Source organism: Psychrobacillus sp. FSL K6-2843, assembly GCF_038626375.1.
Taxonomy (GTDB): domain Bacteria; phylum Bacillota; class Bacilli; order Bacillales_A; family Planococcaceae; genus Psychrobacillus; species Psychrobacillus faecigallinarum.
Genome location: NZ_CP152021.1, coordinates 2,628,860 through 2,649,707 on the forward strand (window position 1 = coordinate 2,628,860; position 20,848 = coordinate 2,649,707).

Genomic DNA, 20,848 nt, shown 5'->3' on the forward strand with positions numbered 1-20,848 from the left:
CGATTAATAATTTTTATTGGAAACTGTAATTCCATTATCTCTATTTTTATAAATGTAACATTCAGGAAGCGTTCCCGACTAATACTAAAAAGGAGGTAAGAAATGAAAAAGGAGTTCATGTTCTTTTTTGTTTTTCCAATGTTACTGATAGGATGTCAAGAAGAGGGGTCTGTCATTCAATCACAGCTACCATCGGTGCCAGATTATACACCTAGTTCAGAGGACATAGTTGATACACATGGAGACTTGCAGAATTTTAATAGATTTGAGGAGTTTCTAAGCAACTTGAATAATGAACAAAAAGACAATATTCGTATAGTTACTTATACCACAGAAGGAGACCCCATACTTCGTGATCTAGCATACGATGGAAACGTTATTATCTCTAAATTAGATACAAGAAGAGATCATTTTGGTGCAGGTAGCTTGAAGACAACATCTTGTACCTCCTTAGTCACTGTCCAATCCAAAACGAGAACGGATTACGAGTTAGAAGGCTGCCAGGAGGAGTATGACAAGAACGTACTGGTCATCCATCACTAACAAATGGTCCTCTCTATATTTGTATCATTAAAATGAAGAAAAATAATAAAGAGTGACTCGGCGTCTCCCGAATCACTCTTCCTATGTAGCGATGAAGTCATCCTTCTAGATAAGCGACATCGCATATATATAAACTGTAGGACACACCCTGTCGTTACAGTTATTCAATACTTTTAAGCCATTAACGAAGCAAGTACGGCTTTTTGTGCATGCAAGCGATTTTCTGCCTGTTGGAAGATATATGAGTTTGGTCCATCTATGACAGATGTGGCAACCTCCTCTTCTCGGTGGGCTGGTAAGCAATGGAGAAATATATAATCTGGCTTTGCATTGGCTACAAGCTTATCATTAATCTGATATTCCTTAAATTCCTCTAAGCGCTTAGCAGCTTCTTCCTCCTGTCCCATAGAAGTCCATACATCTGTATACACTACATCTGCATTCACTACTGCTTCTATGGGATCATTACATACAAATAATGAGCCTTCATTATCCAATGCAATAGCCTTGGCCTTTTCCATAATTTCTTTATTCGGTTCATAGCCTATCGGTGTTGCAACTGCTATATGCATACCCATGTATGCTGCCGCTATAACTAAGGAATGTGCTACATTGTTTCCGTCTCCAACATATGCTAGCTTTAGTCCCTTCGTATAGCCCTTTACTTCCTGCACAGTAAGTATATCCGCTAATGCCTGGCAGGGATGATAAAGATCTGTCAATCCATTAATCACTGGAATACTCGCATGCTCAGCTAGCTCTCTTACCATTGTATGTGAATTGGCACGAATCATAATGCCATCTAAATAACCAGATAAAACATGAGCAGTATCATATACAGATTCTCCTCGCCCAATTTGTAAATCACGTGCATTCATGAACATACCATTACCGCCTAATTGCTTCATTCCTACTTCAAAAGAAATTCTTGTACGAGTAGAATGCTTTTCAAAAATCATCCCAAGTGTTTTACCTTCTAACAGCGGCGGGCATTTCCCTGCTTTTGTCAACGATTTTAAATTTGTGGCAAGCTCTAGCAATTCACTCACTTCCTCTTTTGAGTAATCCAAGAGAGTTAAAAGGTCTTTTCCTTTTAAGCTATCAACCATTTTCAGATTTACCCATTCCAATAGTTTCATAAATTTAATCCCCTTCTTTTCCGTATCCTTCTGTATTTTTTATTATAAATATGAATATTTATAAAGTCAAGTGGATTTATATACATTTATTTATACATAAAAAAGACTAATGAGGAATACTATTGCAACCTTCATTAGTCTTTTATAATTAGTTAAAAGTAATATTATTTACTGTATCACGGTCTAGCTTTTTAATAACTTCCACAATTAGCTTAACTGTATTCTCATAATCATCTCTATGCAGAATTCCTGCATGTGAATGAATATAACGAGTAGCGACTCCAATCGATAAACATGGTACCCCGTTTAATGAGATGTGCATGGATCCCGCATCTGTTCCTCCGCCAGCAATTGTTTCGAATTGGTAAGGGATATTATTTTCTTCGGCAGTATCCACTACAAAATCACGTAAGCCTTTATGTGAAACCATAGAAGCATCGAATAGAACGATTTGTGGGCCGTCTCCCATTTTACTTGTAGATTCTTTAGGTGAAATTCCAGGAGTGTCACCAGCGATACCCACATCAACTGCAAAGCCGATATCAGGGTTAATTTTTGCTGTAGACGTTTTAGCTCCACGAAGACCTACTTCTTCTTGGACGTTCCCGACACCATAAACGATATTAGGATGATCTTGACCTTGTAAATTTTTTAAGACATCAATAGCAATGGCACAGCCAATACGGTTATCCCATGCTTTTGCAAGTAATAGTTTTTCATTGTTCATAACAGAAAACTCAAAATATGGAACGACTATATCTCCTGGCATTACTCCCCATGACATTGCTTCTTCTTTAGAGGATGCACCAATATCAATGAACATTTCTTTAATATCAACTGGTTTTTTACGAGCCTCTGGGCTTAGAATATGCGGTGGTTTCGAACCAATAACACCTGTAATTGTTTCTCCCTTACGTGTAACAATCGTAACACGTTGAGCTAGCATTACTTGTGACCACCAGCCTCCTACTGTTTGAAAGCTTAAAAAGCCTTTATCATCAATCTTAGATATCATAAAGCCTACTTCATCTAAATGACCAGCTACCATAATTTTTGGGCCATTGGCATCACCAACTTTTTCAGCAATCAAGCTTCCAAGATTGTCATATTCAATTTTGTCTGCATAAGGAGCGATATACTTCTCCATCACTTGACGTGGCTCACGCTCATTACCTGGTATTCCTTTTGCGTCGGTCAAATCTTTAAGCATTGTTAATGTTTCATCTAATTTCGTCATTATTTCGACCTCCTAAATATACTCATCAACTAATTATATGACAAATTGAATGCATATTCAAAATATTTATTAAAGAATCTTCAAGTTTTCTAGTGATAAAATAACTAGTCTGCACCAGCGCCTCCTCCACCGTCACCAGAGCTACCTCCACCATCAGAGGATGAAGTTGAGGAACCTGAGGAACCATCACCAGAAAATAGGGAACCCTTAGTCCATCTCCATGAATCCATTACATAATTCATAGGATCTGTTTCTACTAATAACAAACCTGCCAATGGAACTGTGGCCATTTCAAGAGGGAAAGTTTGTTGTCTTCTTTTAAACAAATACGCTCGAATAGCCCAGCTTTCTTCAGAATATAAAGGAACATTCTCTTTTTTACGCTTTCTCAGTGCTCTTTTAAAAGTTCTTATAGAATCTTTCGCTCTGACCGCATTCATAGATAAAATATTCCTTGGAACAGCAATATATAAAACAATGAAAGCAAACAATAAATTAAAGGTTTGATTGAACAGTTGTTCATCTACCAGTTGTGCGCTTGCAAAAAACATGAATGCTATATATAAAAATAGCCATAGTTTAGACTTTTTCTTTACCCATAGTATTACAATATACACCAAGGAAACACCTATAATCCATGCTATCCCCCAACTGCTTCTTAAGTCTACAAAATAGGCAATAGAGAATAGTATAGCCAGTATAATGGTCGCCATACTTAAAATAGTAAGTGGTATCTTATCATTAAAAGCTCCAGCTTCTTTCATCTCGGATTCAACTGCCGATTCCCATTTTTTTTGCTTTTCTTTAAAATCTCTTTTTCGATGAACAAAATAGTCATTTTGACTTTTCTCTTCTCTAGCCGCGCCAGCTATATCATGCAAATTAAATTTTGATTTAATCGATCCTTTTCTTGATGAGAATAACCAATTTATCATTATATTTTCAAAATCAGCCTTAGCGATGCTTCGATCGACCAACTGAAACTCAAGTGTCTCTTTTGGTGATTTGGGATCATTCTTGAAACGAACCGCTGCCTTTCCTTTCATAACTTTTAATGCTCCATTTTCTACTAATGAAAATAAACCTGCCAAAAAGCTTTTTCGACTGGTGTTACCTACGGAGTCCACAAAAAAAAGATATAAAACATCCGTATCTAGGATATCTCTTTCAGATCCCCTTCTCCAAAAATGTCTCTGTGGCAATAAGATTATGAATAATAATGCAGTCACTAGCAACCCAATAATTATTTTGGGAATGAGATTCTTTATTTCTCCCATCCCCTCTAATCGATTGTACGTCTCGTCAAATGTTTGTTGTTCTATAGCAAAAGCATCACTTAACGTTTGAGATGACTTAATCTTCGACATCCCTGTCATCACTGAAGATGGAAAGTAAAAACTAGTCTTGGTTGTAGAATACGCCTCTGATTTAGGAGTCACAAACCTAACCCCATATTGATTTTTCTCACGTTTTACCGCATGCCGATCAAACATAATACCATCAAAACGATCAGGATTCATTGGTTGCGGAAGGATAAAATCAATTGTAACATTCTCATAGGTTTGATCATGAGCGTTCCCATCAAAGTAAGTCACTTTTAGCTCGCTATAATTTTCATAAGACTTTACTGCATCCTTTAGTGTATAAGCATAAAAAAAGGATACCTTTTCATTTGATTTATCAATAATCGTACTAAAATAGTCATTTTCATAGGATACACTTAATGGAATCATCGATTCTTCTCCTACAAAACCTGGCTCCATATCTAGACTTTTAAGCTCATAGGAATAGAAATTTACTACCCTATCATCGTATGTATCAGGAAATTCTCTATATAGATTGGTAAAGGCCCCATCAAAATTATAAGTAAATACCTCATTAACTAATAAATCGCCGTTTGGTTGTATCCAAGATTTAATGTGTACTTTGTCAATGCTGAATGATTTTGCTTCTGCCACCGAACCAAAGGATAGAAAAGCGATCACTAAAGATACCAAGAAATATAATAACTTTTTCATAAAGCACCTCCCATACCAATATTATCAAGATACATATCGTACGGAAAATACTTAAAAAAGTTTCACATTTAAAACTTAATAGCCATTTTTCTGTCTTTCATAATTGGTTTCATTTTTGGATATATAGGCATTCAGCACTTCTTCACTGGAGAAACCAAGTTTTTCTGCTATAGCCCCATACATAATCCATACTTTTTCATATCGATTTTCTGATGGATTAGTAAGAAAATCTAATATAGCTGAATTTGTCATAAGAAAAATCTCAGTTATTTCTTGTTTCAGATTAGATTGTGGCCAAACCTCTAGATAATCCAGTTTTTTTTCTATACCTAATGATAATAAAAAATGAATAGAATCTACGTATTCTTCTAAGATTACCTCTCTCTCAGACGCTCCTTTATTGCTCCAAAATTTAAAGCATCTTGTTTCATTAGCCAATTCTGCTAATTCTACGATTAATGCTAAACCTTTTCTTTGAAATACATCCTCATTTACTTTCATATTTGTTTCAATATAGCTGTCTAATTCTCGTTGCATTTTAAAAAGTTTTTGTAAATTCATATTTTCCTCCAAAAAATTTAATTTATTTTGAAACCAAACTACTTCTTATATCGTATAGCAATTATCATGTATTTTACAAGGAGGACATTTTAATGGTCCATATTTTAAGATTACTAATAATTGCATTAATCATATATTTATTTTATAAAATTTTGCGATACTTATTTGATCCTAAACGAAAGCTAGACGAAGCCTATGAAAAAGATCAGTATTATTACTATGATGATATTAAAAACGTTCGTAAAAACTTCTTTATCACTTACAAAGGCGCAATGTTTGAAGGTGAAAAATATCTTGGTACTACCGAACAGGCTTTTGAGGTAGTATCTATTTTCATTTGGATTAAAGATCCTTCTAAGCTTCAAGGATTCACAAAAGAGGATTTCTATTTCCTCCAAAAAGAAATACTAATGAATTACCCTGACGCTACGATTAATTGGAAGAGTCCAATCGAGCAGCTGATGAAGGAAGAGTAATAATTATAAGGAAGAGCTCTCGAAATAATTTCATTCGAGAGCTCTTTTATAGAATATATAGGAATTGTAATAGGATGCATGAATAGATGGTGATACTCATTTTAATTGTGCAAGTTTAACTATATCTCCTACTATAATCTGCACATCCTGTTGTTTTTTAATCACAAACAAATAATCTGCCTCTTCTTTTGTTGGTTCAACTACTTCTTCTAAATTTTGTCGAATAAGTACTTCTTCAAAATTAGAAGCAGTTCTTAAGATCGATGAACTGCGCTTGCTAGCCGTAAGTCTATCCTTTAATATCTCTTCAGGTATATCAAAATACACAACCACTGTCTTAAAACCAGAACTCTTATAATAATCTAGAAATCTAGTTCTACCATTAATATTTCTATTGGAGTTACACAAAATAAGATGGCAATCCGACTCTTTAACGGCATAATCGACAATCATTTGTGTAAGCCCATATTTCAACTTATTGCTAGCCATCTTTGGTAATAAGTTTATGTAATGAGTAGCTAAAAACTCCGCATGATTGTCCTGATCAATTATCACTGAGTTTGCTAAATGTTTTTCTAATAGTTTAGCAAATGTTGTTTTACCACTATGTGTCTTTCCGACAGTCATTATAACGATTCTGTTTTTCATAAGATTGCCTTGTTGCTAAGGGTTATAAATAAGTTCTCTACATTAAAAAAAGTGCTCAAAGGTTCTTTTCTTCCCGTTTCATACCATTGCTTGTATTGTTTAAATACTTCTATCGGGTTATTATTATTTTGCTCTTCCACCAAATGCTTAACGGTTAAAAAGCTTCGAGAATAATCATACATAATACTGGATAACTCATTAATATAGGAACTAGTTCCAAATTCATCTATACTTCTATTTCCGTATTGATCCTTATAATATGCTACAATTGCTAATTCAACATTAGTGATTATTTCAAAATCCTCAGGGTTCAATAAATTTTTCCTAGCTATGTAGTCGCACATTCCTTCTTCAAACCAAATGCTATCTCGTTCCTCATCAAACTCATCGGGAAACAAATCTAAATGGTGAACCATTTCGTGACCAGCTATCGTTAAGACGCCTTCGTCCTTAAAATGTTGATAGAAATCTTTTATCAAATCATTCTCTACATCTCCGTATATTTTCATGAAAAAATTTCTCCATTCACCAATGTCTGGTGTCATATAGATTAGATTTCGATTTGTATAAGCTGGAATTGGAATGTCCGAAAAGGTACTAGTAGCTAAATCTACTGGAGTCCAGACGAATCCTTTAGGCGGTTCATTTAATTCATACTCTTCCTCTAGTAAGGCTTTAAAGTCTTTTAATCTAACTTTAAAGGACTCTATTATTTCTAAGTATTTAACAGCCTCATATGGTGTTTCAAAAGCGTATATATGTTTCATATGTCATTCCTCCCTTTCCTCTCTATTTATTATATAATAAAAAATAAAGTGAAAAGTAAGAAATTAATAAGGTTCGCTCCACGAAAATGCTTACCTCGTTAAAAGCTATGAACAAATAATGGGGAAATTTCAGCTTTCGGCGGACGCTTTCCGCGGGGGGAGCGATAAGCCATCACCGTCGCTTCCGCGCCGTAAGTGATGTCTTATCTGTCTCCCTGCTCCCGCAGGAGTCTTATACGAATGTAATTATTTCGTATCAATCTAAAGATTCTTCTAAATTAAATTAGAATACTAGAGGACTATTATCCGTTAACAACCAAACAATTAAAAATATATACAAAATTAGTAACATGAGAAAGCCTACACGAAAATTGGTATGCTTTGTTTTGTGATGAAAAAGCTGCATCCCTAAATATGCACCAATTCCACCTCCAAAGATGGCAAAAGTCCATAAAGTTTTTTCGGGAACCCTTTGTCCTTTTTTCTTTGCTTGTGATTTGTCATAGCCCATCAAAAAGAACGCTGAGACCGACATTAACAAGATAAAAATGAGAATTACATTTACCATAATTGTCCCTCCTCTCAGAAAAACGTAAGTGCCTTTATCTGCTCCAACAAGTGACTAAAGAATTGCGTAGGAGGCAGCACCTCACTGCGGCTAGACATAACCAAATGCACAAAAGCCTATATTTACCGCAGGTAACAAATGGAGAAAAGCATTAGATTGTAAAAAAAAGGCTGATAGAAAATCTATCAGCCTTTTCATCTAACTTATTTGTTGATTGCTTTTTTTGCTGCATCAGCAAGTTGTGTAAATGCTGCTGCATCAGTTACAGCTAAATCAGCTAACATTTTACGGTTAACTTCGATTTCAGCTAATTTTAATCCGTGCATTAAACGGCTGTAAGAAAGTCCGTTCATACGAGCTGCCGCATTGATACGTGTGATCCATAATTTACGGAAATCACGTTTCTTTTGACGACGGTCACGGTATGCATACATTAATGATTTCATAACCTGTTGGTTTGCTACTTTATATAATGTATGTTTAGAACCGTAATAACCTTTAGCTAATTTTAATACCTTTTTACGACGCTTGCGCGTCACTGTTCCGCCTTTTACGCGTGGCATGTTCATTACCTCCTGCTATTCTTTCGAATAATTTGATTTCGTTTAAATTATTTCATGTAAGTAAGTAAAGTTTTGATACGTTTGTAATCGCCTGAAGAAACTACTTTAGTTTTACGTAATTTACGTTTAGCTTTAGTAGATTTGTTAGCGAATAAGTGGCTTCCAAAAGCACGGTCATGTTTTAATTTACCTGTACCCGTTTTTTTGAAACGCTTTGCAGCTCCACGGTGAGTTTTCATTTTCGGCATGTCGAATTCCTCCTAAACAATTGTACTCTATTACTGTTTTTCGTTCTTAGGTGCAAGCACTAAGAACATGCTGCGTCCATCCATTTTCGGTTTTGACTCGATAGTGGATACTTCCGCACAAGCTTCTGCAAATCTATCTAAAACTCGTTGTCCGATCTCTTTATGAGTAATGGCACGACCTTTAAAGCGAATAGATGCTTTCACTTTGTCTCCTTTTTCAAGGAACTTGATCGCATTTTTCAATTTCGTTTGGAAATCGTGTTCATCGATTGTTGGGCTCAAGCGAACCTCTTTCATTACGATGATCTTTTGATTTTTACGAACTTCACGATCTTTCTTTTGCTGCTCAAATTTGAATTTACCATAGTCCATGATACGAGCGACTGGTGGCTTGGCTTGAGGAGCCACAAGGACAAGATCCAAATTTACACGACCTGCTATTTCAAGTGCTTCGTTACGTGTTTTTAAACCTAATTGATCACCATTTTGATCAATAACGCGTAGTTCGCGTGCTCGAATGCCATCGTTCACATACATGTCTTTGCTAATAATGATCCACCTCCAGATAGTGTCGCGAATACATGGTTTGGGCATAAATTCCGTAGAAACGAATCAGTTACGCCGTTTTCGATCCAATAAAAAAGCGAGCAGACATTTGTTATGTCTGCCCGCCGATATGAGAAATATGTAGCAACTACATATTACAGTCGATCGTGTGCTTACCAGTCAACAACCTAACGTGTCGAACAGGTGAGAAGCGGGCAGCCTCTTCTTATACCACAAACTTGTATTCAATAACCTTAATAACTATACCACCTGTAACAACAGTTGTCAACAAGATTATTCAATAATTATTAATTAGTGTTTTACTTCTTCTTGGATTCTAGTTAAGAACTCATCGAAAGGTATGCTTTCAGAATTTTGTTCTCCGTATTTACGTACGTTAACGTTACCAGCCTCTAACTCTTTATCCCCTAAAACAAGCATGTACGGGATTTTTTGCATTTGCGCTTCACGAATCTTGTAACCAAGCTTCTCTTCACGGTCGTCCATTTCTACACGGAATCCAGCAGCAACCAATTGCTCTTCAATTTGCTTCGCATAATCGAAATGCACTTCATTGGAAACTGGAATAAGCTCAACTTGCACTGGAGCCAACCAAGTTGGGAAAGCACCTTTGTATTCTTCTATCAGAAATGCCACAAAACGTTCCATAGTTGAAACGACTCCACGGTGAATAACAACCGGACGATGAGGTTTGCCGTCTTCTCCTACATATGTTAAATCAAAACGCTCAGGTAACAAGAAGTCTAATTGAACTGTAGACAAAGTCTCTTCCTTACCAATTGCAGTTTTTACTTGTACATCTAATTTAGGGCCATAGAATGCTGCCTCGTCTTCAGCTTCGATATAATCTAAACCTAACTCATCCATTGCTTCTTTTAGCATGCTTTGAGCTTTTTCCCACATTTCATCATCATCAAAGTATTTTTCTTTGTTGTTTGGATCTCTGTAAGATAAACGGAAAGAATAATCATTTAAGTCAAAGTCTTTGTAAACAGAGATGATTAGTTCTACAACCTTTTGGAATTCAGTTTTGATTTGATCTGGACGTACAAATAGGTGAGCATCATTTAAAGTCATCCCGCGAACACGTTGAAGCCCCGATACAGCTCCCGACATTTCGTATCGATGCATAGTACCGAGCTCAGCAATGCGTAATGGGAGGTTACGGTATGAATGCATGCCATTTTTGAAAATCATCATATGATGCGGACAGTTCATCGGACGCAATACTAATGTTTCGTTATCCATTTCCATTGGTGGGAACATAGAATCTTGATAGTGCTCCCAATGGCCAGAAGTTTCATAAAGATCTTTAGAACCCAGCACAGGTGTGTATACATGTTTATAGCCGAGCTTCAACTCTTTATCCACGATATAACGTTCGATTACACGACGAATAGTTGCTCCATTCGGTAACCAAAGAGGTAAACCTTGTCCTACCTTCAATGAGTTAGTGAAAAGTTCGAGTTCTTTACCAATTTTACGGTGATCACGCTCTTTTGCTTCTTCCAACATTTTCAAATGCGCTTGAAGGTCTTCTTTTTTGAAGAAGGCAGTTCCGTAAATACGTTGAAGCATTTTGTTGTCACTGTTACCTCTCCAATAAGCACCTGCTATGCTTAATAGCTTGAATTCCTTTAACTTGCCTGTAGATGGTACATGGACTCCGCGACAAAGGTCAAAGAATTCACCTTGCTCATAAATAGAAACCTGTTCACCAGCAGGAATTGCTTCTAAAAGCTCTACTTTATACTCGTCATCTTTAAATTTGTCAAAAGCTGCTTCACGAGAAACATCGTGACGAATAATTTCGATATTTTCATTAATGATTTTTTTCATTTCTTTTTCGATCAATGGTAGGTCATCTGCTGTTATTGGCTCTGGAGAATCTATATCATAGTAGAATCCACTTTCAATAACTGGACCAATACCTAATTTAACATCCTTGAAAAGACGTTTAACTGCTTGTGCCAATAAATGCGCAGAACTGTGACGAAGAATTTCTAATGCCTCATCTGATTCCGGAGTGATGATTGCAATCTCCCCATCCTCTGTAATAGGTGTTTTTAGATCAATCAGCTTACCACTTAATTTACCTGCTAAAGCTTTTTTACGTAGCCCAGGGCTAATAGATTGAGCTATTTCTTCTGTAGTTGTAGATGAAGGAAACTCTTTTACTGCTCCATCTGGGAATTGTAATTTAATAACATCTGCCATTTTGAACACTCCTTAATTGTTTTAGATTAAATGTTGGCTTCAAAACTGTTCTTTCCTTGAACAGATAAGCCTGTTCAGGTAATACGATTATTTATTTTAGACAAAATAAAAAACCCCATCCCGGTAAAGGGACGAGGTTTAAATCGTGGTTCCACCCTTCTTCTATCTATACAAGTATAGACGAAGCTCTGCATCGGCTAACGGGCCGGTAACCGGCAACTGCTACTTCAATTTCACAGCTACTGCTCGGAGGTGGTAAATCGATTGTCGATACTTAAGAAGCTTCCAGCCAAGGCTTCTCTCTCTATAAGTCGTACAAACTGATTATTGTCCTCTTCAACGCATTATTCTTATTCTTATGAAAATGATTATACGCCACGACTTTATCATTTGCAAGTAGTTATTTAAGCTCTCTCCAGTTTTTCCCTCGTAGAGCAACTGGATTAGTGAGTGCTTTAATCCGCTCCATAATACGCCCTGCCTTTACTACCTCTTTTTCTCCGCGTTGCGTGTAGGAAAGATGATGTTGTAATTCATCGTAGTTAAAGTTCGAGGACATAAACGTCGGGAGTTGCTCTGACATTCTATAATGGAGTATTGTCCCTATAATCTCATCTCTTGTCCAGCTAGACATAGTTTCCGCTCCAATATCGTCAAGCATTAGCACTGGGGCCTTTTTCACAAACTCTACTTTTTCAGGTAGAGACTGATCTTGTATCGCTTGTTTCATTTCTCGCAGAAACTCCGGCACATATACAACGACAGAATGAATATGTCTAGCGGCTAGCTCGTTGGCTAATGCTCCTAATAGATAGGATTTACCAACACCAAACTTACCGTAAATATAGAGTCCTTTAGCTGGCAAGACATTTGTTCTTTCCCATTCGTTCAAGAAGTCTTTAGCAGCCCTTACCGCAACTACCCTACTGTCATCCTGTAAATCTAAACTTGAGAGACTCGCCTCCATCACTTCTTTAGGCATATGAATGCTGTCTATCATAGAGGTTACTTTTTTACGTTCATCCTCTATTACCCCTCGTTTACACCTTACATATTCTACATCTATTAGGTTTCGATCTAACACTAGCTTCGGCTCATAGCCCTTCATAAAGTTCGCACACTGCTCTAGCGAGGGACATTCCTTACAATCATGAGACTGAGATTTATATTCATATAGCTTGCTCAAACTTCGACTTATTACCTGTTTCGAGATATCTTCGGAGTTTTCTTCTATAAATCCTTGTATACCCGGATCCTCCAATACTTCTTGCTGTAATTCGTCCAATCGAGAAGTAAATTCGGGAGTAATCACCCTTTTGAGTGTTTCATTGATCCGCTCCATTTTATTCACCTACCTTTTCTTCATACCTAGTTCTTCTAGTAATTTTTGTCTCTCTGCATCAATATCCTGAATTCCATTTGTTTCTTTTCCTGACTGTTTCAGCTCGTCATCTTTTTTATAAAACCAATCTGGTACCTTTTCTTCCCTAGTAGGTTTTTTCGAATAGGATTTCTGTTTAGAGCCTTCATTTTTCCACTTCATATATTGCTCATGCTCATTTCTTGCGAGCTCCATAGCTTCTTTCGCCGTCTTGATATCCTTACGCATCCAGTGTGATGCAATCTTCTCTGCATAATTCTTTGTTAGTTTCATGTCCGTTCGCAGAAGAACGTATTGTAAAAGGACATTCACTACACCAATTGGCATTTTATAATGTGTGACAAAATAATTGGCTAACTGAACATCTGCAAGTATAGGCTCTTTTCCATTAGCAATATCCTTTAAAACCTTTGCAGGAGCAGTTGTTTCCAAATATTGAATCAACTCTTCCTCTTTCGTTAGCTTTTTCTCTACATTCTGTATTGGTTTCTCTGTTAGCTCTATTTTTTGAAGAACTGGGGCAGTTCGAGAAACTGTTAGCTTATAATACTCGGCACATGCTTTTTTCAATCTAGCATCAGAAAGATTGAGATCATCATCCAATGCCAAAATAACAACCTTTTGCATTTCTATTGGTGATAAATTATACAAAAAAGCCAATTTCGCAATTACTTCTCTTGCTTCCAATGTCATTGCTGACTTGGGCACCAACTGTTCTGATAACCCTTCCTGCAATAAAACAAAGTCAAAATCTTCATAATAGAACGGTACAGAATTATTTCGTTTCTTTGATTGAAATTGCTCTTGTGTTGATATCGAAGTACCCGTTTTTGTTGATGGCTTAAAGACATCAACAAACGTTCTAGAAACATCTGTGAACTCTTCATGCCAGTTAGGCTTTTGTATGTAACGGTTTCTTAGCTGTTTATATGCATTTTCCCCAATTTTATTTAGTAAAAACATAGATAATAAGGGATCCTTTAAAAAGGACTCTGCATCTAAAGGAGCCTCGAGCTCATAATAGAAGGTTCTTCCTTCCTCAGTTGACTTTTGCCAAGTACGAAGCAAGCCTATTGCTTCCAGGGCAATTCTAGCCTGAAAAATTTTACCTAGTGACAAACCTAAGACGTTTAATAAATGATAATGCGTCCATTGTTCGTTATCTTTCATCTCTCCATCAGCCCATAAAGTCAAGTAGAGACTAATACTTTCAGCACCTACTAGCGGCTGATAAAATAACGTCAATAACTGACGATCATAATCAGAAAAAGAATATGGCAAGCGAATCATATATGTATCTGTTGAATGTAGCTCCTTATATAACATCACTTGTTAACCTACTCTCTAATTAATAACTTATAATGAAGGGTTCTTTTTCAATATTTCCTTTAATTCATCGATGAATACATTGATATCCTTGAATTGACGATAAACGGAAGCAAAGCGAACATAGGCAACTTCATCGATTTCAGCAAGCTTGTCCATGACTTTTTCGCCTACCTCCTCTGATTTCACTTCAGAGTTACCAGTTCTTCTTAGCTCCTTCTCAATATAAAACACGATCTCCTCTAATTGGTCAAGTGCAACGGGCCTCTTTTCACATGCACGAATTAATCCACGTAATATTTTTTCACGACTAAATTCTTCTCGTGAGCCATCTTTCTTTACTACAATTAATGGAGTCTCCTCTACTTTTTCAAAAGTCGTGAAGCGGAAACCACAGTCTTCGCACTCTCTCCTTCTTCTAATCGCTTTGTTATCGTCTATAGGTCGTGAATCGACTACTTTAGTGCCATTAAATTGACATGCTGGGCATCTCATAGAACCTCTCCTAAATCTTATCTATAATTTTGTATTCCTATTATAACAATTTTTTCTCATAAAATCGAAAAAGCAGAGGAATAAGTTCCTCTGCTCACTCATTTAGGCATTATGTTTCATTTACGCTTGAACTGTCATGCGTTCTTGAGGTGTCTTAACTGGCCCCATACCACGTGGCATTTCGAGCGTTTCGCGCGTTCCAGCATTAAGAGCATCTGCGATATAGTTAGCTGCGATTGATGGATCTAAATCACCACAAGTATACACATCAATGCTTGCATAACCGTGCTCTGGAAAGCTGTGAATCGTTAAATGCGATTCGGAAATAATAACGACTCCACTTACACCTTGTGGCGCAAATTTGTGAAAAGCAACTTCTCTTACCTCTGCACCAGATTTTAGTGCAGCATCAACAAATGTTTGCTCGATAAATTGCATATCGTTAAGTTTGTCGAAATCGCACTCCCATAGTTCTGCAATAATGTGACGTCCCATTGTCTCCAATGTCCGTTTCCCCCTTTGATTAGTTTTATTTTTAACATCAAAGTTGACTACCACGGGGGAAAGTTAGTCCAAAGAGGTCCTAACCCTTTAAGTAGTCCATGTACTAGAAGTACACGATTCCCATTATAAAACAGTTTTTTTAATAATGCAATATAAAAAATCCTCTTTCTACTAATTATAGAAAGAGGATGGAAATATGTTATTAACAGGAGATAAAAATTATTAATACGCAAAGAATAGCTAAAATTAGCTGTCTAGAAATTGACGATTAAAGACCACTTGCTACTTTTTTAGTAAGGTCAACTACTCTTGCAGAATAGCCCCATTCATTATCGTACCAAGCTAGAACTTTAATTTTTGTTTTGCCAATTACCATAGTCGTCAAACCATCTACCGTACTAGAATTAGTAGTTGTATTGAAATCAATGGAAACTAACGGCTCATGAGTTATTCCTAAAATACCCTTCATAGAACCTTCAGCTGCTTTTTCGAAGGCAGCATTTACTTCTTCAGCTGTCACTTCTTTTTGAACATCCACAACTAAATCAACTAAAGAAACATTAGGAGTAGGTACACGCAAAGCCATTCCATGAATCTTCCCTTCTAGCTCTGGTAGAACCAATGAAAGTGCTTTCGCAGCACCGGTCGATGTTGGAATAATCGATTGTCCACATGAGCGTGCGCGTCTTAAGTCTTTATGTGGGTTGTCTAAATTATTTTGGTCATTTGTATATGCATGAACCGTAGTCATTAAACCATTTTCAATTACAAATGCATCATTCAATACTTTGACAACTGGCGCTAAGCAGTTTGTTGTACAGCTTGCATTTGAAATGATTTGGTGATTTTTCACATCTAACTTATCGTCGTTTACACCAATAACAATCGTTGCATCTTCATTTTTGGCAGGTGCTGTAATTACAACTTTCTTCGCTCCTGCTTTCAAGTGACCAGATGCTTTTTCACCATCATTAAATTTTCCAGTGGATTCAATAACGATATCCACGTTCAATTCTTTCCATGGTAACTTTTCAGGCTCACGTTCATTTACGATTTGTACTTTTTTACCGTTAACGATTAAAGCATTTTCGCCTATTTCAATTTTTCCAGTGAAAGTGCCATGCGTAGAATCATATCTAATTAAATGAGCTAAAGTTTCTAATGGGTATCTCGCATTGATAGCTACTACATTTAAATCCTCTTGTACGATTGCTTGGCGAAATACCATTCTCCCGATTCGTCCAAAACCATTGATTGCAATTGAAGCTGACATATAATAAGTCCTCCCGTAACGTGTGATACTTTTTGTTTTATAATCATGCATTAGTATAACACATTTTTAGAATTATGTAGCCTTAAAATAGCCCATTTTAAAATTCATTATTTTCACATAATTATTTTTTCCAAGATTTTAAAATTTTTTCTAATTGCTCCTGAGTAGACTCTAAAGTACCATTATTATAAATAACAGCATCTGCACCCTTTTCCTTTATAGAGAGCGGCAGCTGTGATTGGATTCTTGCCTTTGCTTCCTCCATAGAATAATTGTTTCTTGCCATTAGCCTATTCAATTGCGTTTCTTCTGATACAGTTACAACAATAATCTTATCGACATAGGATTGTAGTCTACTTTCAAATAGTAAGGGAATATCCATAATAATAGTTGGGTAACCCGCTTCCAATAGCTCTTCCTTTTGCCTCATCATCTCAGCTCGAATGGCTGGGTGCATTATGTCATTTAGCTGCTTTCTTTTAGCGGGCGAGGAAAAAATGATTTCTCCAAGTTTTGGACGATTTAGATCTCCATCTGAAGTTAGTATATCTTCCCCAAACACATTTATAATCGCTTGTAGGGTTTCGGTCCCTTTCTCAACTACGACTCTTGCTACAAGATCAGCATCAATAATTGGATAGTTCATTTTCTTTAACATATTTGATACAGTACTTTTACCGCTAGCAATACTTCCTGTCAAACCAATAATCATGATGAATCCTCCGTTACTTTTGGCACGAACCACAATAGGTAGATGTTCGACCGGCAATTGTTTTCTGCTTGGTTGGTTTCCCACAGATTGGGCAATTTTTTTTGCTATACATTTGTAGTCTATGTTGCATTGTTCCTGCTCCCCCATTTATAGAGCGATAATCCGAGATGGTACTTCCCCCATTTTCAATACTGTCTAATAGCACGGCGACAATTTCATGGAACAATTGAATTTTTCTTTCCTTGCTAATTCTTTTTACTTTTCGAGCAGGATGAATTCTAAGATTAAATAACGCCTCTGTTGCATATATATTGCCACAACCTGAGACTACATGGCCATCCATGATGAATTCTTTAATCGGTTTATTTTCGTATCGTGGGAGAAGGCTCATATTTAGGTAATGGTCTAGCGCTCCTTTGTTAAAAGGTTCAGGAGCCATTAGCAGTAACGGCGGATAATCTGCTTCGGTTTCTAACAGACGCAGTTCACCAAACCGACGTATATCGGCATATACAAGCATATCATCCTCATCAAAATGAAGCGTAACATGACTATGCTTCTTAAACTTTTCCTCCATGATGTCATCAAGACTTCGTACATAGAACCAAGCACCTGACATGCCAAGATGGGAGACAAGCAAAAATGATTCTCCGTCTTGATTTTTTAAATGAAAGTAAATATATTTAGAGCGGCGTTCTATTCGAACAATCGCCATTCCGGGAAGAGCAGACTGGAAAGATTCCACGTCTGCCCCCTTAATGATTGCTTCCTTCCCATTTTCCTTTGAATGAATAATAGTAGGGGAAACATCTACTGATTTAATCAATTTTCCCGTAACAACTGGCTGAAGTCCTCGAACTACCCCTTCAACCTCTGGTAATTCCGGCATACTTAAAACTCCTTACTTTGTATCGTACCAAGATGATCCATATGCATATTCAACTTTTAAAGGCACATTTAATTTAATCGCTGATTCCATTACTTCCGGGACAATTTTTTCTAATAGAGCTATCTCCTCTGGAGGAGCCTCAAAGATTAGTTCATCATGCACTTGCAGGAGCATTTTTGTTTGCATATTTTCTTTTTCTAATCGTTCAGCCATATCAATCATTGCTTTTTTAATGATATCGGCTGCACTTCCTTGGATAGGCGTATTCATCGCCGTACGCTCTGCAAAGCTTCTCAAGTTAAAATTAGAGCTTGTAATCTCAGGTAGATATCTTCTTCTATTTAAAATAGTAGTAACAAAACCTTTTTGTTTCGCTGTTTGTATACTTTCATCCATATATTCTTTCACGCCTGGAAAGCTTTTTAAATACTTGTCGATAAAAACAGCCGCTTCTTTGCGTGTAATATCTAGGCTTTGAGAAAGACCATAGTCACTAATTCCATAAACAATTCCAAAGTTTACAGCCTTCGCAGCACGGCGCATATTCGAGTCAACCTCTTCTGCCCCTACATGAAACACATCCATAGCAGTTTTAGTATGAATATCCATATTATTGTTAAATGCTTCGATTAGATTATCATCTTCCGACATATGAGCAAGCACACGTAACTCGATTTGGGAATAGTCAGCTGCAAACATCACCCATTCTGGGTTAGATGGAACAAACGCTTTGCGAATCTTTCTTCCTTCCTCGATACGGATAGGTATATTCTGTAAGTTAGGATTAACAGAGCTTAAACGTCCTGTTGTAGTAAGCGCCTGCTGATATCTTGTGTGGATTTTCCCATCATCAGTGTGGATCTCTTTTAGGAGACCTTCGATATAGGTTGAATTTAACTTTCCTAACTGACGGTATTGAAGAATTTGCTCTATGATTTCATGCTCATTTGCAAGCTTCTCTAATACATCGGCTGCTGTAGAATAACCTGTCTTAGTTTTCTTAATTGGCGGTAGTCCTAGTTTTTCAAAAAGAATCACTCCAAGCTGCTTAGGCGAATTGATATTAAATGCTTCCCCTGCTAGGGCATGAATGTCCTTTTCAATTTGTTGTAGCTTGATCTCTAAATCATGACCCATTTCTACAAGAACCTGCTTATCTACCTTTACTCCATCCGACTCCATCGTTCCTAAAATAGAAGCAAGTGGCAATTCCAATTCCTTATATAGCTTAAATTGTTCATTTTCTTTTAATTTCTTTTCTAGAATAGGCTTTAAATGCCAGATAGCCAAAGCCTTCCTAGTAGCATGCTCCGCCAGTTTCTCTTCCTCTGGAACAGATTTTTTTGCTCCCTTTCCATATATCTGCTCGTTGCTTAATACATTAAAATAACCATACTCTTTTCCAATAGATGCAACATCGTCTGCAGATAATGAGGCATTATCAATATAAGCTGCCAGCGTTAGGTCAAACTCTACTCCGGAAATGCTAACTCCATGCTTTCTACTTACCGCTTGGGTCGCCTTGGAGTCCACTACATATTTTGTCTTCGACTCATCCTCTAGCCATGTACAAAATTCTTTTGAATGAAAAGCAGCTTCCCCTGGAACAAAATAGGATTGCTCTCCATCGGATAAAGCGATTCCTAATAAATCCGCTGTATGGTATTGTTCATCATATAATTCCAAGTGAAGAGACATTTCATCCTTTAATAAAGTGAAATCTATTTCCTTTACTATTTCAAATTTCGTTTCAGTAGTAGATTGCTCTTCCGCCACATATTCCGTTTTTTCTAATAAAGTTTTAAAGGATAGTTCCTTCCATATAGAGATCACTTCATCCATGTTTGGTCCGCTATAAGTGATATCTTCAAGTGAAACTTCAATAGGAGCATTTGTTTCAATGGTAGCGAGCACCTTACTCATCTTTGCCTGTTCCTCGTTAGCAACAAGCTTCTCCTTTAGCTTAGCACCGCTAACAGAGTCAAGTGCCTTGTATAGATTTTCGACAGAGCCATGCTCCTTTAATAGTTTAATCGCTGTTTTTTCTCCTACACCTGGAACTCCCGGGATATTATCGGAAGCATCTCCCATCAATCCCTTCATATCAATGATTTGAAGCGGGGTTAGTCCGTATTTTTCCTGAACATGCTCCGGTGTATATTTCTCTATATCTGTTATTCCTTTTCTTGTAATGTAAACAGTCGTGGAGTCTGTAGCTAGCTGAGTTAAATCTTTGTCCCCTGACACAATGACTACTTGCTGACCCGTAGTCTCCGCCTGGCGGCTAAGCGTTCCTATAATATCGTCTGCCTCATACATTTCCAACTCATAGCGTTTAATACCATAAGCATCGATTAGCTTGCGTAAATACGGGAATTGCTCAGAAAGCTCTGGTGGAGTTTTCTGTCTGCCACCCTTGTATTCTCCAAATGTAGAATGTCTGAAGGTTGTTTTCCCAGCATCAAATGCCACAAGCATATGCGTTGGTTTTTCCTCGTCCATAATTTTTTGGAGCATCATCGTAAAGCCATACACGGCGTTCGTATGTATTCCATGTTCATTTGTTAATAAAGGAAGAGCAAAGAATGCGCGATAAGCCAAACTATTCCCATCTAATAATAGAATTTTTTCAGAAGACATGAATAAATTCACTCCTTGGTTTATATTGTTTTACATTAGCTTCTACACATTATTAAAAGTGTATTTTTGTATTAAT

21 protein-coding genes and 2 other annotated features are annotated in these 20,848 nt (G+C 36.9%); of the genes, 2 read left to right on the forward strand and 19 right to left on the reverse strand.

All coding sequences use genetic code 11. The features are described from left to right. The first annotated feature begins 102 nt into the window (after positions 1 to 102). Positions 103 to 543: a DUF4362 domain-containing protein gene (locus MKY94_RS13290; RefSeq protein WP_342577195.1), complete on the forward strand. Its 441-nt coding sequence runs from the start codon at positions 103 to 105 to the stop codon at positions 541 to 543. Positions 544 to 716: 173 nt separating this feature from the next. On the opposite strand, the gene argF is transcribed toward MKY94_RS13290, so the two are convergent. The 4 genes from argF to MKY94_RS13310 all read right to left on the reverse strand — a co-directional run bounded on the left by argF (position 717) and on the right by MKY94_RS13310 (position 5,498). Further along, positions 717 to 1,682 (reverse strand): ornithine carbamoyltransferase, encoded by a 966-nt coding sequence (argF, locus tag MKY94_RS13295; RefSeq protein WP_154310445.1) that lies wholly within the window; start codon positions 1,680 to 1,682, stop codon positions 717 to 719. 148 nt (positions 1,683 to 1,830) lie between these two features. Continuing rightward, complete coding sequence (locus MKY94_RS13300) at positions 1,831 to 2,919, reverse strand: M42 family metallopeptidase (protein WP_342577197.1); 1,089 nt, start codon at positions 2,917 to 2,919, stop codon at positions 1,831 to 1,833. 104 nt (positions 2,920 to 3,023) lie between these two features. Next, complete coding sequence (locus MKY94_RS13305; RefSeq protein ID WP_342577198.1) at positions 3,024 to 4,937, reverse strand: DUF2207 domain-containing protein; 1,914 nt, start codon at positions 4,935 to 4,937, stop codon at positions 3,024 to 3,026. A gap of 75 nt (positions 4,938 to 5,012) precedes the next feature. Next, a complete protein-coding gene (locus tag MKY94_RS13310; RefSeq protein ID WP_144535461.1) occupies positions 5,013 to 5,498 on the reverse strand; it encodes a dUTP diphosphatase in 486 nt (161 codons plus the stop codon). 92 nt (positions 5,499 to 5,590) lie between these two features. On the opposite strand from MKY94_RS13310, the gene MKY94_RS13315 reads away from it, so the two are divergent. Further along, the gene (locus MKY94_RS13315; RefSeq protein ID WP_144535459.1) at positions 5,591 to 5,974 is read left to right on the forward strand and encodes a sigma-w pathway protein ysdB; all 384 of its coding nucleotides are present in this window, start codon (positions 5,591 to 5,593) and stop codon (positions 5,972 to 5,974) included. A gap of 96 nt (positions 5,975 to 6,070) precedes the next feature. Here the strand turns inward: MKY94_RS13315 and MKY94_RS13320 are convergent, their stop codons facing one another. The 15 genes from MKY94_RS13320 to polA form a co-directional block, all read right to left on the reverse strand. Further along, positions 6,071 to 6,622 carry an ATP-binding protein gene (locus MKY94_RS13320; RefSeq protein WP_340844592.1) on the reverse strand — a complete coding sequence of 184 codons (552 nt, stop codon included), beginning with the start codon at positions 6,620 to 6,622 and terminating at the stop codon, positions 6,071 to 6,073. Then, a complete protein-coding gene (locus MKY94_RS13325) occupies positions 6,619 to 7,389 on the reverse strand; it encodes a hypothetical protein (RefSeq protein ID WP_195761988.1) in 771 nt (256 codons plus the stop codon). Before MKY94_RS13325 ends, MKY94_RS13320 begins: the two co-directional genes overlap by 4 nt. 283 nt (positions 7,390 to 7,672) lie before the next feature. Continuing rightward, positions 7,673 to 7,957 carry a DUF1294 domain-containing protein gene (locus MKY94_RS13330; protein ID WP_144535457.1) on the reverse strand — a complete coding sequence of 95 codons (285 nt, stop codon included), beginning with the start codon at positions 7,955 to 7,957 and terminating at the stop codon, positions 7,673 to 7,675. A 203-nt stretch (positions 7,958 to 8,160) separates the two neighbouring features. Beyond that, positions 8,161 to 8,520 carry a 50S ribosomal protein L20 gene (gene rplT, locus MKY94_RS13335; RefSeq protein WP_144535455.1) on the reverse strand — a complete coding sequence of 120 codons (360 nt, stop codon included), beginning with the start codon at positions 8,518 to 8,520 and terminating at the stop codon, positions 8,161 to 8,163. Between the two features lie 47 nt (positions 8,521 to 8,567). Further along, complete coding sequence (rpmI, locus tag MKY94_RS13340; RefSeq protein WP_144535453.1) at positions 8,568 to 8,768, reverse strand: 50S ribosomal protein L35; 201 nt, start codon at positions 8,766 to 8,768, stop codon at positions 8,568 to 8,570. A 30-nt stretch (positions 8,769 to 8,798) separates the two neighbouring features. Then, complete coding sequence (infC, locus tag MKY94_RS13345) at positions 8,799 to 9,320, reverse strand: translation initiation factor IF-3 (protein ID WP_186318088.1); 522 nt, start codon at positions 9,318 to 9,320, stop codon at positions 8,799 to 8,801. A gap of 77 nt (positions 9,321 to 9,397) precedes the next feature. Next, positions 9,398 to 9,548 (reverse strand) — a sequence feature (ribosomal protein L20 leader region). A gap of 78 nt (positions 9,549 to 9,626) precedes the next feature. Next, positions 9,627 to 11,552, reverse strand: coding sequence for a threonine--tRNA ligase (gene thrS, locus MKY94_RS13350; protein ID WP_144535449.1), 1,926 nt, complete (start codon positions 11,550 to 11,552; stop codon positions 9,627 to 9,629). A 124-nt stretch (positions 11,553 to 11,676) separates the two neighbouring features. Then, positions 11,677 to 11,901 (reverse strand) — a binding site (T-box leader). A gap of 51 nt (positions 11,902 to 11,952) precedes the next feature. After that, positions 11,953 to 12,894, reverse strand: coding sequence for a primosomal protein DnaI (gene dnaI / locus MKY94_RS13355; protein WP_144535447.1), 942 nt, complete (start codon positions 12,892 to 12,894; stop codon positions 11,953 to 11,955). 9 nt (positions 12,895 to 12,903) lie between these two features. Then, positions 12,904 to 14,259: a DnaD domain protein gene (locus MKY94_RS13360; protein WP_151113899.1), complete on the reverse strand. Its 1,356-nt coding sequence runs from the start codon at positions 14,257 to 14,259 to the stop codon at positions 12,904 to 12,906. 30 nt (positions 14,260 to 14,289) lie between these two features. Then, positions 14,290 to 14,754 carry a transcriptional regulator NrdR gene (gene nrdR / locus MKY94_RS13365; RefSeq protein WP_144535444.1) on the reverse strand — a complete coding sequence of 155 codons (465 nt, stop codon included), beginning with the start codon at positions 14,752 to 14,754 and terminating at the stop codon, positions 14,290 to 14,292. Between the two features lie 120 nt (positions 14,755 to 14,874). Continuing rightward, positions 14,875 to 15,258 (reverse strand): adenosylmethionine decarboxylase, encoded by a 384-nt coding sequence (speD, locus tag MKY94_RS13370; protein ID WP_144535443.1) that lies wholly within the window; start codon positions 15,256 to 15,258, stop codon positions 14,875 to 14,877. A gap of 268 nt (positions 15,259 to 15,526) precedes the next feature. Then, positions 15,527 to 16,531, reverse strand: a complete 1,005-nt coding sequence (locus MKY94_RS13375; RefSeq protein WP_144535441.1) for a glyceraldehyde-3-phosphate dehydrogenase — start codon at positions 16,529 to 16,531, stop codon at positions 15,527 to 15,529. A gap of 121 nt (positions 16,532 to 16,652) precedes the next feature. After that, the gene (coaE, locus tag MKY94_RS13380) at positions 16,653 to 17,243 is read right to left on the reverse strand and encodes a dephospho-CoA kinase (protein ID WP_191696776.1); all 591 of its coding nucleotides are present in this window, start codon (positions 17,241 to 17,243) and stop codon (positions 16,653 to 16,655) included. Positions 17,244 to 17,256: 13 nt separating this feature from the next. After that, positions 17,257 to 18,132: a bifunctional DNA-formamidopyrimidine glycosylase/DNA-(apurinic or apyrimidinic site) lyase gene (gene mutM / locus MKY94_RS13385; protein ID WP_151113570.1), complete on the reverse strand. Its 876-nt coding sequence runs from the start codon at positions 18,130 to 18,132 to the stop codon at positions 17,257 to 17,259. Positions 18,133 to 18,144: 12 nt separating this feature from the next. Continuing rightward, a complete protein-coding gene (gene polA / locus MKY94_RS13390; protein WP_342577201.1) occupies positions 18,145 to 20,772 on the reverse strand; it encodes a DNA polymerase I in 2,628 nt (875 codons plus the stop codon). Positions 20,773 to 20,848: the final 76 nt, after the last annotated feature.

What these genes read in the sequence shown, in the direction of transcription:
- MKY94_RS13290 (WP_342577195.1), top strand. Translation starts at nt 103, where the DNA reads ATGAAAAAGGAGTTCATGTTCTTTTTTGTTTTTCCAATGTTACTGATA.
- argF (WP_154310445.1), bottom strand. Translation starts at nt 1,682, where the DNA reads ATGAAACTATTGGAATGGGTAAATCTGAAAATGGTTGATAGCTTAAAA.
- MKY94_RS13300 (WP_342577197.1), bottom strand. Translation starts at nt 2,919, where the DNA reads ATGACGAAATTAGATGAAACATTAACAATGCTTAAAGATTTGACCGAC.
- MKY94_RS13305 (WP_342577198.1), bottom strand. Translation starts at nt 4,937, where the DNA reads ATGAAAAAGTTATTATATTTCTTGGTATCTTTAGTGATCGCTTTTCTA.
- MKY94_RS13310 (WP_144535461.1), bottom strand. Translation starts at nt 5,498, where the DNA reads ATGAATTTACAAAAACTTTTTAAAATGCAACGAGAATTAGACAGCTAT.
- MKY94_RS13315 (WP_144535459.1), top strand. Translation starts at nt 5,591, where the DNA reads ATGGTCCATATTTTAAGATTACTAATAATTGCATTAATCATATATTTA.
- MKY94_RS13320 (WP_340844592.1), bottom strand. Translation starts at nt 6,622, where the DNA reads ATGAAAAACAGAATCGTTATAATGACTGTCGGAAAGACACATAGTGGT.
- MKY94_RS13325 (WP_195761988.1), bottom strand. Translation starts at nt 7,389, where the DNA reads ATGAAACATATATACGCTTTTGAAACACCATATGAGGCTGTTAAATAC.
- MKY94_RS13330 (WP_144535457.1), bottom strand. Translation starts at nt 7,957, where the DNA reads ATGGTAAATGTAATTCTCATTTTTATCTTGTTAATGTCGGTCTCAGCG.
- rplT (WP_144535455.1), bottom strand. Translation starts at nt 8,520, where the DNA reads ATGCCACGCGTAAAAGGCGGAACAGTGACGCGCAAGCGTCGTAAAAAG.
- rpmI (WP_144535453.1), bottom strand. Translation starts at nt 8,768, where the DNA reads ATGCCGAAAATGAAAACTCACCGTGGAGCTGCAAAGCGTTTCAAAAAA.
- thrS (WP_144535449.1), bottom strand. Translation starts at nt 11,552, where the DNA reads ATGGCAGATGTTATTAAATTACAATTCCCAGATGGAGCAGTAAAAGAG.
- dnaI (WP_144535447.1), bottom strand. Translation starts at nt 12,894, where the DNA reads ATGGAGCGGATCAATGAAACACTCAAAAGGGTGATTACTCCCGAATTT.
- MKY94_RS13360 (WP_151113899.1), bottom strand. Translation starts at nt 14,259, where the DNA reads ATGTTATATAAGGAGCTACATTCAACAGATACATATATGATTCGCTTG.
- nrdR (WP_144535444.1), bottom strand. Translation starts at nt 14,754, where the DNA reads ATGAGATGCCCAGCATGTCAATTTAATGGCACTAAAGTAGTCGATTCA.
- MKY94_RS13375 (WP_144535441.1), bottom strand. Translation starts at nt 16,531, where the DNA reads ATGTCAGCTTCAATTGCAATCAATGGTTTTGGACGAATCGGGAGAATG.
- coaE (WP_191696776.1), bottom strand. Translation starts at nt 17,243, where the DNA reads ATGATTATTGGTTTGACAGGAAGTATTGCTAGCGGTAAAAGTACTGTA.
- mutM (WP_151113570.1), bottom strand. Translation starts at nt 18,132, where the DNA reads ATGCCGGAATTACCAGAGGTTGAAGGGGTAGTTCGAGGACTTCAGCCA.
- polA (WP_342577201.1), bottom strand. Translation starts at nt 20,772, where the DNA reads ATGTCTTCTGAAAAAATTCTATTATTAGATGGGAATAGTTTGGCTTAT.